The organism is Bradyrhizobium sp. USDA 223, from assembly GCF_044909005.1.
GTDB classification, from domain to species: Bacteria; Pseudomonadota; Alphaproteobacteria; order Rhizobiales; family Xanthobacteraceae; genus Bradyrhizobium; species Bradyrhizobium yuanmingense.
The window spans coordinates 2,492,542-2,508,583 of the sequence record NZ_JBIYDR010000001.1; the positions used below are offsets into that span (position 1 = coordinate 2,492,542).

The 16,042-nt window shown below is 61.4% G+C and carries 13 protein-coding genes; 6 read left to right on the plus strand and 7 right to left on the minus strand.

Features of this window, described 5'->3' with window-relative positions; genetic code table 11:
* Positions 1–2: 2 nt before the first annotated feature.
* The 5 genes from ABIA40_RS11450 to ABIA40_RS11470 form a co-directional block, all read right to left on the minus strand.
* Positions 3–359, minus strand: coding sequence for a hypothetical protein (locus ABIA40_RS11450; RefSeq protein ID WP_404541070.1), 357 nt, complete (start codon positions 357–359; stop codon positions 3–5).
* Between the two features lie 2 nt (positions 360–361).
* Positions 362–793 (minus strand): hypothetical protein, encoded by a 432-nt coding sequence (locus tag ABIA40_RS11455; RefSeq protein WP_404541072.1) that lies wholly within the window; start codon positions 791–793, stop codon positions 362–364.
* A gap of 878 nt (positions 794–1,671) precedes the next feature.
* Positions 1,672–1,866 carry an AlpA family phage regulatory protein gene (locus ABIA40_RS11460; protein WP_404541074.1) on the minus strand — a complete coding sequence of 65 codons (195 nt, stop codon included), beginning with the start codon at positions 1,864–1,866 and terminating at the stop codon, positions 1,672–1,674.
* 97 nt (positions 1,867–1,963) lie between these two features.
* Positions 1,964–2,449, minus strand: coding sequence for a hypothetical protein (locus ABIA40_RS11465; protein ID WP_404541076.1), 486 nt, complete (start codon positions 2,447–2,449; stop codon positions 1,964–1,966).
* Positions 2,446–3,729: a tyrosine-type recombinase/integrase gene (locus ABIA40_RS11470; protein WP_404541078.1), complete on the minus strand. Its 1,284-nt coding sequence runs from the start codon at positions 3,727–3,729 to the stop codon at positions 2,446–2,448. Before ABIA40_RS11470 ends, ABIA40_RS11465 begins: the two co-directional genes overlap by 4 nt.
* A 326-nt stretch (positions 3,730–4,055) precedes the next feature.
* Between ABIA40_RS11470 and ABIA40_RS11475 the strand changes: the two genes are divergently transcribed.
* From ABIA40_RS11475 to ABIA40_RS11485, 3 genes are all read left to right on the plus strand, one after another.
* Positions 4,056–5,228: a tyrosine-type recombinase/integrase gene (locus ABIA40_RS11475; protein WP_404541080.1), complete on the plus strand. Its 1,173-nt coding sequence runs from the start codon at positions 4,056–4,058 to the stop codon at positions 5,226–5,228.
* Positions 5,229–5,544: 316 nt separating this feature from the next.
* Complete coding sequence (locus ABIA40_RS11480) at positions 5,545–8,760, plus strand: alpha/beta fold hydrolase (protein WP_271542242.1); 3,216 nt, start codon at positions 5,545–5,547, stop codon at positions 8,758–8,760.
* A 451-nt stretch (positions 8,761–9,211) separates the two neighbouring features.
* Complete coding sequence (locus ABIA40_RS11485; RefSeq protein WP_404541082.1) at positions 9,212–9,343, plus strand: hypothetical protein; 132 nt, start codon at positions 9,212–9,214, stop codon at positions 9,341–9,343.
* 1,365 nt (positions 9,344–10,708) lie between these two features.
* On the opposite strand, the gene ABIA40_RS11490 is transcribed toward ABIA40_RS11485, so the two are convergent.
* Complete coding sequence (locus ABIA40_RS11490; protein ID WP_271542225.1) at positions 10,709–10,996, minus strand: hypothetical protein; 288 nt, start codon at positions 10,994–10,996, stop codon at positions 10,709–10,711.
* 634 nt (positions 10,997–11,630) lie between these two features.
* Positions 11,631–12,239 carry a hypothetical protein gene (locus ABIA40_RS11495; protein ID WP_275501940.1) on the minus strand — a complete coding sequence of 203 codons (609 nt, stop codon included), beginning with the start codon at positions 12,237–12,239 and terminating at the stop codon, positions 11,631–11,633.
* A 397-nt stretch (positions 12,240–12,636) separates the two neighbouring features.
* Between ABIA40_RS11495 and ABIA40_RS11500 the strand changes: the two genes are divergently transcribed.
* The 3 genes from ABIA40_RS11500 (at position 12,637) to ABIA40_RS11510 (ending at position 15,845) form a co-directional block, all read left to right on the plus strand.
* Positions 12,637–12,933, plus strand: a complete 297-nt coding sequence (locus ABIA40_RS11500; protein WP_035999192.1) for a hypothetical protein — start codon at positions 12,637–12,639, stop codon at positions 12,931–12,933.
* A 69-nt stretch (positions 12,934–13,002) separates the two neighbouring features.
* A complete protein-coding gene (locus ABIA40_RS11505) occupies positions 13,003–15,159 on the plus strand; it encodes a VTT domain-containing protein (protein ID WP_404541084.1) in 2,157 nt (718 codons plus the stop codon).
* A complete protein-coding gene (locus tag ABIA40_RS11510; RefSeq protein ID WP_128261649.1) occupies positions 15,159–15,845 on the plus strand; it encodes an endonuclease/exonuclease/phosphatase family protein in 687 nt (228 codons plus the stop codon). The genes ABIA40_RS11505 and ABIA40_RS11510 overlap by 1 nt, the downstream gene beginning before the upstream one ends.
* Positions 15,846–16,042: the final 197 nt, after the last annotated feature.

Genomic DNA, 16,042 nt, shown 5'->3' on the forward strand with positions numbered 1-16,042 from the left:
GGTCATGCGTGCTCCTGACACTTGGCAATGACAGGATAGGTGCGAACCACGATGCCACGCGTCGAGTCCAGGCGAAGCGGAAGCGGCTTCAACCGCCAGTGCTTGGCCGGGTCGAAAGGCTCAGTGTCCTCGTTCTCAATCGGCAGCCACTCGCCGCCATCAGGATCTTTCGCCGGCTTGAAGCTAGTCGCGATCAGCTCGCCGCCGCGGACTAGGCAATACTGCTGCTCGCCCACAGGGAAGCCCTCAGCCGCCAGCGCAGCGTCTGCAATTGATCGCAGGTAGGCCGCGACGGTAAGCCCCTTGCGCTCGGCAGCGGCCTTTAGAAGCTCCTCACGGGCGTAGCGAAATTCAGGCATCGTCACCTCAGGCCGCGAGTGGCGAGAAACAGGGGAATGCCGGGGATCTTCTCCCCGACCTTGTAAGCAACGTCGCCGGCATCGGTTTGCGGTTGATGGGGTTGGCCCAGGACCGCTTGCGCCTGGGACGCGAGCTGCTCGGATGTCGGCAGAAGCTGGGGCCGTTGGGCGTAGATCTGGCGCATCAGCTCGGGCGAGGGGCCTTCGTATCCAAGGCGCCGCTCGATCGGCCGGAGAATGGCATCATGCCCCGCAGCAATCATCTGCCGCACGTCTCCAGGCAAGCCCGCCAACATGCCTGCGCCGCTCACCAGGCCACTGCCGAACGAGCGCGCAACGTCCGTGAAGTCCCAGCCGGAGCGATCGGGGATCGATGACGGCGCTTGTGGCGCCCCTTCATCCCTGCCAGCGATGTAGTCCAGTAATCCCGCCATCAGCGGCGCGTGCTCCGTTCAAATCAGCGCCGACAATTTACCGACAGAGCACCGGCAACAGCAATTGATTTTGTACGTAGGATTGTACGCTGATAGACGCTGCTGGAATTTATCTTTGCTTTTCGGCCTCCAACCGAGCGATGAGGCAGAAGACGTTTCCGCCTGAACCTGTCCGAAGCTTGGACATCTCGCCAGGGCAGGGCGCTAGCGTTGCGCTGTTGCGCCTGCGTTACCGCAACGTTGCGCGCAACATCAGGGCCTAGCGTTGCGCTGTTGCGTTACGTTCCACCACCCTATAGGGGTGGACGTAACCGCAACGCGTAACGCCCTCACGCGCGCGTAGTTGTGCCCTTTGCTCACGGCTCGAGGCTATAAATCACCCCAACGGGATCAGGCCCGGCGACGATAGGCCCATTGCCGGCAAGCTCCCGAGCAATACTCGGCATCTGATCGCCTTGGCTTGAATGGCTGTTGGCAGACTGTGCAAGGCCGCTCCGGTCTCTCGTCCCGCTGGACACGTCGCAGGCGGCGCTTGCGGCAGCGCTCAGAGCAGGTTGCCCGATTCCATCGCCAGTCCGAGCGCACTTCGATCTGACACTCTGGACAGACGCGGGAGCCGATCAGGTACAGCTTCTGCTTCGGCTCGGTGCAGTCCTCGCACGTTGGCACGACCAGGGCGCGCTTGTCCTGGTCCGGCGCCATGGGCTTGCCGAATACGATCGCGGCGAGCTGATACGCAAACGCGCGCTCCGCCATCGCATCAGCTTGAATTGGGGGCAGGGAGGCGATATTATCCGAACAGATCGAAGCGCCAGCCAGATCAGATTTCGGAGCCCCGCACGCCGCCAGCGTTGCGGGGTTTCCTTTTAGAGGCTGCATCAGGCCACCGCCTCCGCCGGCTTCCACTCGCCGCGCTTCCAGCTCTCGATCTCATCCGCGTCCCAGGTGTGCAGGCGAATGTCCGTCCGCCGTGTACCAGGCGGAAATTTGCCGGTGCCGATGTGCTTATAGATGGTCGCCTTTGCCAGTCCGGTCGCTTCCATGACAGCGGGAAGCCGTAGTGCCTTTTGCATTTTCTACCTCGTCTGTTAGGCGGACAGCGTCCGCTGGAGTACAAGGTGGAGAATGGCACTAGGCGAAATTGGCCGCCTCCCGCGATTGCGCCAACAATCAAACGTCTGTATTTGCCTCGATGATGGTCCTTACCATGCGAGGGGAGATGCCCCAGGAGTGCGCCACCGCTTGGATGACTGCTTGCCGACCTCGATACAGCCGCGGCAGATCCTGCGTTGAGAAATGCCGTTTCCTTATACGCTTTTGTTTATTGTGCCGCATCTTCATGATGGCGTGCTCAACGTTGATCGGCAGTCCCTCGGGTATCTTCTTTTTCGACAAGCCGTATTCCAAAACGATCGGATGATACTTTGCCCGAAACTCGAAAACCCTCTCTGGAGTCCAGCTCTTGGGACACTTCAGCTCGCCGGGGTTCGGCTCAATGTCCCTCTTGCTCTTAAGTTCTCGCTCGATCCCTTTTTGCCATTGCTCTCTTCGGACTTTCCTCGCCCGTTGCTCGTAGTCCTCGCGGATAAGCTTCGCATCCTCCGGTAGGAGGTCTGGCTTCCGACCGGCACCTGCGCGCTTGCCGCCGCGGCTCATCGATGCGCCCCGATCGCCACCACGTTGTTGCCAGCCGGTACGCTGCGCTCGCAATAGTCCGCCCAATCCTGCATCAGCCGAACGCGCTTCTCCCGCTGATCGCCGCGGCGATAGGCGCGCTCGGTCTTGTCGCTGACAATGTGAGCCATCGCCATTTCGGTGAGCTCGTTTGCGTAGGCCGTCTGCTCGGAAGCCCAATCCTTGAAGGTGGAGCGGAAGCCGTGCACGGTCGCTTTATCGCCGTCATAGCCCATCTCCTTGAGGGTTTCGGCCATTGCCATATTGCTGAGGCCGGTCCCTTCCTTTGCGCCCGGGAACACATACTCGCCGTCGCGGGGCAGGTCGGCCAGAATCGCAAGGGCACGATCAGACAGCGGGATGACGTGATCGGGCCGACGCTTGCCTTTCTTTCCCTTCATGAGCTCGCCCGGGATAGTCCACGTCTTTTCCTTGGTATCGATCTGGTCCCACTTCGCGCCGATCGTGTTTGCGGTGCGGGTGACGTTGAGGATCGTGAACTCGAGCGCTCGGGCGCTGATGCCGTCACGCTTGCGAAGCTTTGTCATGAGGGCCGGCAACTGCTTGTAGGGCAGGGCGGCGAAGTGCTCCACAGGAGCGACCTGCGACTTGCGCGGCAATAGCTGGTCGAGATGCCCAATCCACCGGGCCGGGTTTTCGCCATCCCGAAGGCCGAGGGCCTTGGCCCGGTCCAGCACCTTCTCGATCCGCCCGCGGACCCGGCTGGCGGTCTCGGTCTTGATCGTCCAGATCGGTTCAAGGATCTTCATGACGTGGTTTCGATCGACCAGGGCAACAGGCAGGTTGCCAATGGTCGGATAGGCATAGGTTTCCAGGGTCGCTTCCCATTGAGCAGCGTGCTTGGCGCTTTTCCACCCCGCCTGATTGGCCTTGATGTAGGCCTCGGCACATTGCCGGAAGGTCGTCGCCTTGGCCTTCTCTGTCTCGTGCTCGGCCACCAGGGCAAGCTTCCGGGCCTTGCGCTCCTCGATCGGGTCTATGCCGTCGACCACAAGCAGGCGCTTCGCCTGGGCCAGTTTGCGAGCATCCTTGAGGCTGATTTGATCGACGTCACCGAGGCCCATCTTCCGAGCCCGGCCGCGGATCATGAAGCGGAAGATCCAGCTCTTGGTGGGCTTCTCGCCCTCAGTGTAGGACGGGCTGACCTGCAAATAGAGGCCGTTCCCGTCACCGTAGAGGCCGGGCGGGAGGTCAGCTTTCTTAATCCACTTATCGCTAAGCTGGTTGACCGCTCGCCCCATCGCCGGCTCCTACGTATTGAGCTACGTACAAATCAGACGTGGAAGCTAGTAGACTTCTGGAATCCTGCATAGCCCTAAAATTCACCGCTACCCTATAAAACATAGGGTATAATGGAAGTGGGTAGACTTCCGGAGACCAGAAATATGATCCCACCCCTTCCGCCAGTATATTGTTCTCCACTGTTCGCAGTCGTTCGAACTCCACAGCAAAATCAGTGACTTGCGCCGAAGAGCTGTACTTTGCAGTTCGCCGGTGTTCCCCCTAATCGGGGCACTGACCGTAGCATTAGCCCGTGGGTTCGGAGGACGGTTTTCCTGGAGGAACAATGGCTGGAAGGCTCAAACCGCTCGACGTAGAGCGCCAAAGCAAGCCCGGTAAATACGCCGATGGTGATGGGCTCTACTTGATCATCACCGGACCAACGTCGAAGAGCTGGTCATACAGATATTGGAAAGACGGCAAAGAGCGCTGGCACGGCCTGGGCTCCTTGAAGGAAGTGTCGCTAAAAGATGCACGGCTGGCACGGGATGCGGCGAGGCTGCGCGTGAAAGGCGATCGCAGCACCGCCGGCGTGGACATAGTGCAGGAGAGGCGAAAGGCGCGTGAAGAAGCGAAAGCCGTCGAGGCCCAGGTTGTGTTGCCAACGTTCGAGGAATGCGCGGAAGCCTACATCCGGACGAATTGGTCGACCTGGAGCGAGAAGCATCGCGATCAGTGGCCATCGTCCCTCAAGCGTTACGCCTATCCCACAATCGGCAAGCTGACCATCCCGGAGATCAAGCCGAGCCACATTCACGATCTGCTCAAGCCGATCTGGGTGGAGAAGCGCGAGACTGCAAACCGGGTTCGCGGCCGGATCGAAACGATCATTGCGAAGAACGTTGACATCGACGATCCAGACTTCCGCAATCCGGCCGAGCTTACGAGGCAGTTGCGCGAAAAGCTACCAAAGCGCCCCAAGCGGGTCGTCCGTCATCATCCGGCCTTGCCGTACACTGAGGCGCCGGCGTTCATGAAGCTCCTTGCCGGTGCACCCGGAACAGCTGCCGCCATGCTCCGATTCCTCATCTTCACGGCCTGCCGCACGAACGAGGCGGTCGAAGCGCGGTGGTCTGAGATCGATCGGTCAGGCTCGACTTGGAAAATCCCCGGCGAACGAATGAAGATGGACCAGGACCACTACGTTCCTTTGACGGATCCCGCGTTGGCGGTCCTCGACGAGATGCGAAACGGCCGCCAAGGCGAACTGATCTTCACCAATCCGGACAGCGGGGCATTCTCCGAAAACGCGATGCTCGCGGTACTTGATCGACTCGGCTACGGACATGTGACGGATGGCGTACGCGAAGCTGCACTGGCCCACAAATACAAGAGCGAGACCACCGCAGCCTATCAACGAGGTCATAAGCTCGAAAAGCGCCGGGGGCTAATGAAGGATTGGGCCGTATTCCTGAGCGGCGCCAATGTCACCCAATTGGATGACCGGAGGACAGGGTAGGCGTCGAGCAGACACTGAGGGTCAAAAGCGTTGGTTGCGTCCAATCTTAAAGTGTACGGTCTGCCCCAAGAAGCTGACATGGCGACGCGCTCGGCAAAAGGTCGGCTCAGGGCCCAGCAGCCGACATTAGGCGCGGCTCCCCAGTGGGGCATGTCGGGCAAGATGATGACTGGGATTGCGTCGGCAACTCGAGCCGGCGCCGACCGCAGCTAGTCTAATCTTTTGCCAGCTGGCGGGACCGGGGATGGTGTGCTGTCGCAGGCTGCGGTAGACTTCCTTGCGACCAAGGACCGACGCTCTCCTGTGGGAGGTCGATGTGGACATAACGGATTGGCTGCGCCGCCTCGGGTTGTATCAGTACGAGAGCGTGTTTCGCGACAACGACGTAGACGCGGAGACCCTGCCCAGCTTGACCGCAGACGATCTGCGTGAACTCGGCATCACATCGTTGGGCCACCGCAAGAAGCTCCTCTCGGCGATCGCCGCCCTTTCCCCGACGCTTGGCAAGGACCTGGAGGATGATCGCGGGCCTCCGCCAAAGGAAGCCGGTAGTTCACGACCATTGATGAAAACGCGGCACGCCGAGCGCCGTCATCTGACGGTCATGTTCGCCGACCTCGTCGGTTCGACTGCCCTTTCGGAGCGCCTCGACCCCGAGGACATGAGTGAGATCCTTGCGGCCTACCACCAAGCGGTTGCGGCGGAGGTGGCCCGCTTCGAGGGATACATTGCCAAGCTCATGGGTGACGGCGTGCTGGTTTATTTCGGCTGGCCGCAGGCGCATGAGGACGAGGCCGAACGTGCGGTGCGCACCGGGCTTGCAGTCGTGGAAGCCGTAGAGCGGCTAGAGAATCGAGCGGGCCGTACTCTTTCCGCGCGCGTCGGTATCGCAACCGGCCTGGTCGTGGTTGGCGACGTTATGGGGGAAGGGGCTGCCCAGGAAGAAGGGATTGTCGGCGCCACGCCGAACCTCGCCGCGCGTCTGCAGCAGTTCGCGGAGCCCGGAGCTGTGGTGATCTCCGAGAGCACGCGGCGCCTTCTTGGCAGCTGGTTCGCGCTCACCGACCTGGGCCCGCAACAGATGCGAGGGATCAAAGCCTCGGAACCGGCGTTCCGCGTTGTTGGGGAAGCGGCGGCCGAAGGTCGGTTCGAGGCCCTGCGACGAGCCGAGGTAGGTCCATTGATCGGCCGCGAACACGAACTCGCTCTCCTTCTCGATCGCTGGGAGATGGCCAAAGGCGGCGAAGGTCAGGTCGTACTGTTGTCTGGCGAAGCTGGCATCGGCAAGTCTCGGATTGTCCTCGCGCTGCGTGAGTGTCTCCGCCACGAACCTCGGTTCCGGATCGGATATTCCTGCTCGCCCCATCATGTGGACAGCGCGCTCTGGCCGGTGAGCGTCCAGCTCCAACGGGCGGCAGGGTACCTGCGTGAGGATGCACCCTCATTGAAGCTCGAGAAGCTGGAGCAGCTCCTCGACAAAGCGGGTGGGTTAGGGGAGGACGCGACGCCGCTGCTCGCCGAGCTGATGGGGCTGCCGCTCAATGGACGCTACGCGGCGCGCGGCGGGACACCGCAGGAGAAAAAGGCGCGGGTCTTTGGCATTCTCCTGGCGCAAATGGAGGGGCTCTCACACCAGCGGCCGATGCTCCTGGTCCTTGAGGACGCGCATTGGCTCGACCCGACGTCGGCGGAGCTTTTCGAGCGGATGGTGGATAGGATCCGGGTTCTGCCGATACTTCTCGTCGCCACTTTGCGGCCTGACGTGCCGACGCCTTGGACGAATTTCCCGCATGTCACATTCCTCAGCCTCAATCGCTTGGGGCGGCCAGCATCCCGAGCGCTTATCCAGAGAGCAGCGGGCGGACGGCAGCTTCCGCCCATCGTCATCGAAGCCATCCTCTCCCGCACCGAGGGCGTGCCGCTGTTCGTCGAGGAATTGACGAAAGCGGTCCTCGAATCGGTGATCTGGAAGACAACGGCCGGCGATGGTCATCTCGAGCTCGTCGGCCCACTTCCGCCGCTGGCCATTCCGGCGACGCTGCAGGAGTCGCTCATGGCGCGCCTCGATCGCTTGGCTCCGGCACGCGAGGTGGCGCAGATCGCTGCTTGCATCGGCCGGGAGTTCGACGAGGAGGTCGTTGGCGCGATCGCGGGATACCCGGAGCTGCAGCTGACGGCGGTGCTCGATCAACTGTGTCGCGCGGGGCTCATCCAACGACGTGGGATGCCGCCGCATCATACGTACAGCTTCAAGCACGCGCTCGTCCGCGACGCGGCCTACGCCACCTTGCTTAAATCACCGCGTCAGCAACTGCATGCGCATATCGCGCAAGCGATCGAGCAGTTGCGGCCGGAGATCGCGGCGGGCCAGCCCGAGATCGTCGCCCATCATTTCGTCGAAGGCGGCCTGCTCGACCAAGGGGCAATTTATCTTCTGGCCGCCGGTCGGTTGGCAAAAGCGCGGCATGCCGTCAAAGAGGCGGTCTCCCAACTTGAAACGTGCCTGCAGCTCACGGCGCGTCCTCGAGACAGTGCAGCATCGGCCGATCGAGGCACCGAGCGCGAGTGCCTCCTGATGCTGGGTGACTTGGCCGGCGTCGAGGACGATCTCGACAGAGCGAACGACTACTACGAGCGCGCCATGGCGCTCGGCGAGACCGATGCCGACCGCGACCGCGCGCGCAACTGCGTTCACCGCGCCCGGTACGCGGAGCGGGACGGCGCGCGTCTCGTCTTCTATGAGCACGGCAGCGGCGAGCCGACGATCGTATTCATCAATCCCATTGTCTACGGGCTGTCGACCTTTGAACCGATTCTCGAGCAGCTTCGCCAAGAATTCTGTGTCATCACGGTTGACTGCCGCGGCGCCGGACGATCATCACCTCTGATGCGTCCTTACTCGACGCTCCAACACATGGAGGACCTCCGCGCGATCATCAAGGCCGCCGGTGCCGTCCCAATCATCGGCGTCGGCATCTCGCGCGGCTCCAACCTGCTTATCCAGCTCGCCCATGCGCACCGGGAACTCGTCGGAAAGATGATGACGGTGGGCACGCCGATGATGGGAGCGCTACCGGATGGGCGCCCGGTGTTTAACCCGGATTACATGGCTCATCGTAAGGACGCCTACGCTCGGGGCGACGTTGAGGAATTGATCCGCTTGCAAACTCGGTACGTCTACAGCGAGCCAGATGCCGAAGATTTGCGGCGGATGGCCATCGAGCGCATGTGCAGGTTGCCGACCGAGACGATCCTCAGCTTCTACGATCCGGATCCGGGCATGGACATCGCGCCGCTGCTCGAATCGATCGCTGTTCCGACGCTCGTCGCGCACGGCCGAGAAGACCAGCTGGTCACCAGCGCCGCGAGCGAATTTATCGCGTCCCGCATCCCGGACGCGCAGCTCTATGTCTTCGACGGCAAGGGGCACAATCCGATGTTCTCGGCCACGGACGAGTTTTGCGATGTGCTTCGCAATTTCATTCGCACGGGACGCGCGGAAAGAACGTCTCAAGGATCGCTGGCAGCGTGAACAAAAAGTCAGGGCAGCTGGCTGCGGCCCAAGCGTCGGCTGAGGGCGGTTTGGCCAGCAGAGTTCATCCCGGAACTTAAGGATCGATGCGGCGAGATCGAGACCGACGCGCTTGACACTCATAGTGGACCTCCGGGCGCGAGCCCTGCTGGCGGCGAGGACCGAGATTGCCGTGTAGCACTAGCGTCAATCAAACGTCACCGAAGCGCAGCAGATGTCTCAATTGAGTCAGAATGCGAAGAACTCAACCTGAGCAAATCTAGTCTGCCTCGCCTCGATAAGCGGACCTCAACGAGGTGCCGCGACTTTGCTGATGGGGCAATAGGCGACTTGGACCACATCGACGACATGAAAGCGGCCGCAAAGTGAGGCGGCCTTACTCTCCTCGCTTGCTTTCCCGTTCATGGTCATCGAGCATTTCTAACTGGCTCGCAAGCTGTGGGCGATGTTGGTGAGCAGGGCGACTTTCTTTGGGGATACCGATGACGCCAGCTTCAATCTTGAGGGCTTTGGCGGCCTGGTGAGCGGCATGCGCCAAATCCTAGCCGAGATGCAGACCTACGAAAAGACCGCCGCCGGTTGACTTCCGCTCCGGGTCAGAATCGGGCATCCCGGCTTTCTCAGAACTTAGTCCGCTTCTGGCTGGAAAAGCCGACATCCCGGCACTTACTGGGTGCGGGACGCTGCAGGGCGCCCGAGATCGTAGTTTTCAACCGTAGCTATGAATCTGAGCCGCAAAAGAACGAACGCTATCAAGGCGATTTGGAGGAGGGAGTATCCGCTGGTCTAGCCGTCTCCTCCGACGCGCATCGTAGAGCGGCTTTCGCTATCGGCGACATCGACTTGCAGTCGGCTTGTCCGGCGCCAAGGAGATGAGCAGTGCTACCGCGATATCAGCAGTCGGACGACATCCGCTCCTCCACACCAACAACGACAGGATACTGAAAAGACATCGATTTCTTTAGATCAACGGGAACGTCGCACAAATAGCTACGGTGAGTAGCTACGAAGATGGGCCGCGGCTTACCCCGATATCCTGACTTCGAATATCCACTGACAACGGATGAGATATTGCTGCCAGCAGTTTCGACGGCTTCATGAGCTCGCGACGCGCGCCCGCAAAGCGCCCGAAGACCAACTCAGGCCCGCTGATCATCGGCGTCGGTTCGCCGAATTCCACTCTGCGACGATAGTCATAAAGCAATCTCCTATCTAAATTTTCGCTCAGCGCGATCCATCTCGGCCTTCAGTTTCCGTCTCGCAAGGTCTCTCACTCTGCACCGGTCTTCTGGACGTTAAAGCTCACGACGAGTGGCTAATGCGATGCTCGGTGCGCTCATCTTCGAGCACGCTATGTCGGGATCGCGAAAGGGAGCCGCCCGGCACGCGATTTGAACGCGCGTGCCAACTTGCAGAACCTTCGATCTGCGCGCGCGGCTCAGCCTTTGATGACAATTCCCCACCGGAGTGTAGCCTGGGCACGGGCGGAGCTTGATTCGTCATGCTGGAAGCTATTCTCATGCTACTGGGAATTGGAGCCGTGGCCCTTCTCCTTATTGCGTTCTGGGGACTGCATAGGCACGTGTGAGAGGGCCCGTCGTGCTTGAGAATCTAACGGTGGACGCTAGCCGGTCGGTTCACGACTGGCGATTGTCTCACGGTCTCAAATAGAAGGAGAGGGCGGATCGAAGGGCTCAGCAATCCGCTCTTTCACGCACTTTGCCGTAGAGAGACAGCAAAATTGCACGTCACCCGTTTTGGCCAGGGAAGGGGCCCACCTCTGGGACAAAAACTACGGTTTCGGTAGTGCCGACTCAACCGTTGAAAACACCGTAGTATTTATTCGCACCTGCGCAGAAAAGCGTGCACAATCAATAGAGTTGACAAGACACCCCTTCCGCCAGTGTATTGATCCGGCAGGCCGCGGACTCCGTAATCGGCGAGCGCGCTAATGTAGCACCCGTGCGGCCTCGGCAAGCCGCACCTTCTCTCTCAGGGCGTCAAGCTCCTCGAGGGCGTCGAGCAGTCTCACCAACTCGCGGGCGATCTGTTTCAGATCGGAACTTCGGCTTGTAAGAATACGGCCTCGTTGTGCCATTGATGTACGCCTCCTTGGGTTGGAGATCTCCTTGGCAAGAAGCACGCCGAAGCGCTCCTCGAAGCCGTGGGCAAAATTAACCACGTGACCGTGCGACGATCGCGGCGCTCGAGAACTCCCGCCATCGGCCTTGCGCAAGCTCAGCTGCGCCGTTCGCGGACAAGGTCGGTCGTGCAGCTCCCGATGAAGCAGATAGGCGCGTAGGTGTAGGTAACTTCCGCGCAACCAATCCCCGAGTTGCCATCTGCCCCTCCTATCCTCAAGCTATGTGCGATTCGTGAGTCGGGGGATTCATGGAACGGAAGCCGTTTGAGAGCATGTCTCTCGAGGAGCTGTGGCGACTCCACACGGTCGTCAATGACATTCTCGCCGCGAGACTCGTGGCCAAGAAGGAAGAGCTCGAACGACGCTTGGGGCTGCTCAACCGGGAGCAAAAGCCCTCCAATTAATGGGATCGCCCCGATCGGCGGGCGTCCCGACGCTCACGCCGACTCTAGCGTCCATGCCGGCTCTTGCAGTGCCGCGCCAATCGTGCCGACCACCGCGGCGCAGGTCGCGGCCGTCGCACCAGAGCGGCGCCCGCGACCCGTTCGACGACGCAGGCTGTGTGTGGGAATTGGGTCACAGCTGAAGACATTGAGAAGAGGGCGGGAACGTCCTCTCGGCAGGTGGCTTGTTGCACCGGCGACGGTCTCGGTTTCACGGGGCAGGAGCCGTCCGGCGGCCCTGCATCATCATGCCCCCCGGCCGATGCGGGGCCGCCTCTCTCAATTCAGCTCTTGGTATCACTACCCTTCAGCGCGTTCCACGCGGCCTGATTGGCTTGATCGAAGGCCTTGCGGGACTCGGCGAGTGCGGCGCTCATCACAGACCAGGAATCGCTGCCCGCCTGCTTCAACTTCTGCAGACGTGCTTCCGCCTCGGAGGCGTCGGACTTCAACTGCTGGAGCGCGGCTTCGACGTCCGCGGCGCGGGCTGTGGCAACCTTGCCCGCGGCCTCGCGGAACTTGTCTGCGGCTTCGCGCCAGGCCTTGGCCTGTGCTGCCGCAATGCCCTTGAACGTGACCTGCTGTTGCTCGAGCTGCTTGCCAGCGTCCTCGAAATAGGTCTTCACCTGGGCTTCGAATCCATTCCATTGCCGCTCCAGATCGGCCTTGGCGTCGGCCCAGGCCGCTTCACCCGCCTGCGCCTTGGCCTTGAGCAATGCCTGAAACTCGTCGCGGCGCTGGGTCAGATCGGCGAGGAGCTGATCGGTCTTGACCTTGGACTCAGCCTTGGCCTGGCCGGCCTTGACCTCGAACGACGCCAACGCGGCGTCCATCTCGTCGATCCGCTCCTTGGCCCAATTGAGAAGGAAATGCATGCTGCTCTGCTGTGGCATGGCCGCCTCCGTTGCGTTGTCGCGATCAGAATTCCAGAGCTTCGGCTTGCCTGTGTTGACCTGTCTCAATGACACCGTGGACGAAAGCGCAGCGCGCTCGAGCCAAGGGATGCACGGACTTGCGTCAGGAACGCTATCGAATGTGAGAGATTAGCCCGACAGCAAGCTTCACAGCGGGCAACGCATGTTCTTCTTTTTCTCGAACCGGCTGGGATGTCTCGGCTCGCTGCTGATCTCCGGCCTGGTCACGGTGGCGCTGCTCTTCCTGCTCGGAGTAGTTCGGTTCTGAGACGGCGGCTTCAAACGGTCATTTAGCTTCGAGACGGTGCCGGTAATTTCAGGAACTTGGCTCCAGCTCGCCTGTTGTTCGCACTCTCGACCACATGGAGAGCAGCCTTTGGAAAGCACCATCATTGGAGAATTCGACACGCGCCGCGGCGCCGAGCTTGCGGTTGAGCATGTCGTGCAGGAATGCGGCGTGCCGCGAGGCGACGTCTTCGTCCAGCCTGCCGGCGCTGCGAACACGGTGGGAACACGCGCGGCAGGTCCTGACGTCAAGACAGCGCCCACACCGGAGGGGCGGCAGAAGCTGGAAGGCCTGATCGAGGTTTCCGTCGATTTTCACGGCGATGCCCCTGAGAAAATTGTCGATGTGTTGAGGAGCGCCGGCGCGAAGTTTGTCCGCACCAAATGACGACTTGTGCGACGGGCACAGAGGACGCCGGACATTCGGCATTCGCATCGAACCGCAGCCGTTGATCGCGTGGAACCCCTTGAGCCTCCAGCGCGTTTAGACGCAAACGCGAATTGCGAGGTCCACCTGCTTCAGAGCGCATCGACACTCACTCCCGGCGACACCGTCTGGCGGCGGTGCAGGGCGCGGCGCGTGACGGTTCTGAACGATGCCGCCGCCTATTTCGCAGCCCTGCGGGAGGCCCTGCTGGAGGCGCAGGATCTCGTCTATATCGTCGGCTGGGATATCCATAGCAAGACGCGGCTGGTCGGAGATTCCGGACGTGCCGATGATGGCCTGCCTGAGGAGCTTGGTCCGTTCCTGCGCGCCTTGGTGCAGCGCCGGCCCGCCTTGCGCATCAACATTCTCGTCTGGGACTTCGTCTCGTTTTACGCTTCCGAGAGGGAGTGGAATTCCGCAGCGAAATTCACTGCCGACACCGATGGCCGCGTCCGGTTTCATCTGGACGCCACGCTTCCGTTCGGTTCGGCGCAACACCAGAAGATCGTCTGTGTCGACGGTTCACTGGCGTTCGTCGGCGGCCTTGATCTGACGATCAGGCGCTGGGACACGAGCGACCACCGCGCCGACAACGCCTTGCGCTGCGATCCTCAGCGCAAGCCCTATCCGCCGTTTCACGATGTTCAGTGCCTGGTCGACGGGGATGCCGCGGAGCAGCTGTTCGCCCTCGTCGAGCAACGCTGGCGTGCGGCAGGCCAACAGGCCGATGAGCGGCGCGCGTCGAACAACGGATGCTGGCCGGCGAACGTGCCTGTCGATGCCGAGCATTTGCCGGTCGGGATCGCCAGGACCGAGGTGGTCTGTCCGGCAGGCTCGACCATCAGGGAGGTCGAACGCTCCTTCATTACGGCGATCCGCTCGGCAACGAGCTTCGTGTACATCGAAAATCAGTTCACCAGCGCGACCAGGATGGCGCACGAATTGGCGGAGCAGATGTGTCGCGTGCCGTCGCTTCGGGTTCTGGTCGTCGCTCCGAAACTGCATTCCTCGTGGCTTGAGTCCCAGGCCATGCAGAACGGCCGCGGCGCTTTCATCGACTGCTTCAGCTCGGCCGGAGTGGCCGATCGCATCCGCTTCGTCCATCCGGTCTCCCGCAGCGGAAATAAGGAAGCTGCCGTGATGGTGCACAGCAAGCTCATGGTGGTCGATGACCGGGTCCTGCGGATCGGCTCGGCCAATCTGAATAATCGGTCCATGGGCGCCGACAGCGAATGCGACCTCATTTTCGAAGCTGAATCCGAGGAGCATCGGGATTTCATCGCCTCGGTCCGCCGTCGCCTGATCGCGCATTTCTGCGGTCTCGACGAACAAGCCATTGGCGAAAACGAGCATCGGCTGTTCGCACTGCTGGACGACGTCTCCACATCTCGTGGCGCCAAGACGTTGCGGAAAGTCGAGTCTTCGGTTCTAACCAGCACGCTGGCCAGCTTGGTTCAGCCTGTGGCGGACCCTGAGCTGCCCCTTCATCTGGAGCGCGCGGCCTCTCGCATGTGGACGACGAAAACCATCATCGGGATCGTTGCGATAGCCGTGGCGCTTTTCGGGCTGGCGCTGGCCTGGTCGTACACGTCCTTGAGCGATCTCGCCGATGCAGGTCATCTTTCGGCGCTTCTGTCTGCCTATTCGCAGTCCATCTGGGGGCCGCCATTGGCGATCGCAGCCTTCGTCCTTGGCGGGCTCGTCGTCTTTCCGGTTCTCGTCCTCATTGCGGCAACGGCCGCCGCACTCGGGCCGTGGCTGGGGTTCGCGACCGCAATGGCGGGCGTCCTGCTCAGCGCTCTGATCCTGTTTGCGATCGGCCGCTTCCTCGGCCGGGAACGGCTTCAGCGTCTGCTGGGTCGACGTGCCGCGCGCATCCAGGAACGCGTGGTCGGGAAGGGCATCCTGGCGGTTGTCGTCATCCGGATGCTTCCCATAGCACCGTTCTCGGTGGTGAACGTCGTGGCAGGTGCGAGCACGCTGCCTCTTCGTGACTTCATGGTGGGAACTCTGCTGGGCAGCACGCCCGGAATCCTGGCCATGGCGGTTCTCGGCTCGCAGATTGCAGAGCTCGCCAGAAATGCGTCCTGGAGCAACATGTTGCTGCTGGTACTGGCGTTCCTCGGCTGGCTCGGGGTCTGCGCCGGCGCGCAATTCGTGACGACATGGCTCGCCGGGAGGCGCTGATGGCGGCCGTGCGTTTCATGACCTGGAATGTGCACGGCACGTTCAATCTCAATCCGAAATTCGACCTGGAAGGCGTCTGCTCCATCCTGCGCAAATGGGCCCCTGATGTCGTCGCACTGCAGGAGGTCGACTCGCGGTCGCGATCGGACGACCCATTTGGGAAGTTGGCAAGCGTGATCGGAGATCACCGCGTGCACGCCAAGTCGATCGTCACCGAGGATGGTGACTATGGCCAGATGCTGCTGAGCCGCTTTCCGTTCTGCAGCGTGCCTGAAATCGTGGACGTTTCCTATCGAGAGCGGGAGCCACGCCGGGCGATCGCCACCGACTTGCTGACGCCTGCCGGTGACGTCCGCGTCGTGGCCACGCATCTCGGTTTGAGTATCCATGAGCGCCATGCCCAGGCGCAGTCCCTGGTGAGCCTGGTGAAACCGGCGAGAACCGTGGTCCTCGGTGATTTCAATGACTGGTTCTGGGTCCGATCTGTGCGGCGCGTGCTCGCGCAGGTCTGTCCCAACCGTACGCGATTGCGAACCTTCCCATCACGCTTGCCCTTGATGCGGCTCGACCGGATCTATGCAACCGGTGACAGTCGGATCGGGAGAGCTTGGACCGACGAAGCGGCGACGGCCTATTCCGACCATCTGCCCGTGATTGCAGACATCGAGATCGCCGCGGGCAGCTGATCTGCTCGCAGGCCTGCTATCTTGGGGGGCAGGCAGGGATTGAGGAGTTTCCGAAGGTGGGGAAGGCGACTTTTTTGCCCGACTGCGCAGCCGCCTCGTGCTCTCTGGAAAAGGCTTTGAGTCAGAAAGACTTGGCTACTGTGCATGGGGTTATTTTCGTAAGTCTCGTGTCGGCACCCGGCTCCTCACGGGACCAT

Excerpts from the sequence above, each read along its gene's own strand:
- ABIA40_RS11450 (WP_404541070.1), bottom strand. The coding sequence starts at position 359 with ATGCCTGAATTTCGCTACGCCCGTGAGGAGCTTCTAAAGGCCGCTGCC.
- ABIA40_RS11455 (WP_404541072.1), bottom strand. The coding sequence starts at position 793 with ATGGCGGGATTACTGGACTACATCGCTGGCAGGGATGAAGGGGCGCCA.
- ABIA40_RS11460 (WP_404541074.1), bottom strand. The coding sequence starts at position 1,866 with ATGCAAAAGGCACTACGGCTTCCCGCTGTCATGGAAGCGACCGGACTG.
- ABIA40_RS11465 (WP_404541076.1), bottom strand. The coding sequence starts at position 2,449 with ATGAGCCGCGGCGGCAAGCGCGCAGGTGCCGGTCGGAAGCCAGACCTC.
- ABIA40_RS11470 (WP_404541078.1), bottom strand. The coding sequence starts at position 3,729 with ATGGGGCGAGCGGTCAACCAGCTTAGCGATAAGTGGATTAAGAAAGCT.
- ABIA40_RS11475 (WP_404541080.1), top strand. The coding sequence starts at position 4,056 with ATGGCTGGAAGGCTCAAACCGCTCGACGTAGAGCGCCAAAGCAAGCCC.
- ABIA40_RS11495 (WP_275501940.1), bottom strand. The coding sequence starts at position 12,239 with ATGCCACAGCAGAGCAGCATGCATTTCCTTCTCAATTGGGCCAAGGAG.
- ABIA40_RS11510 (WP_128261649.1), top strand. The coding sequence starts at position 15,159 with ATGGCGGCCGTGCGTTTCATGACCTGGAATGTGCACGGCACGTTCAAT.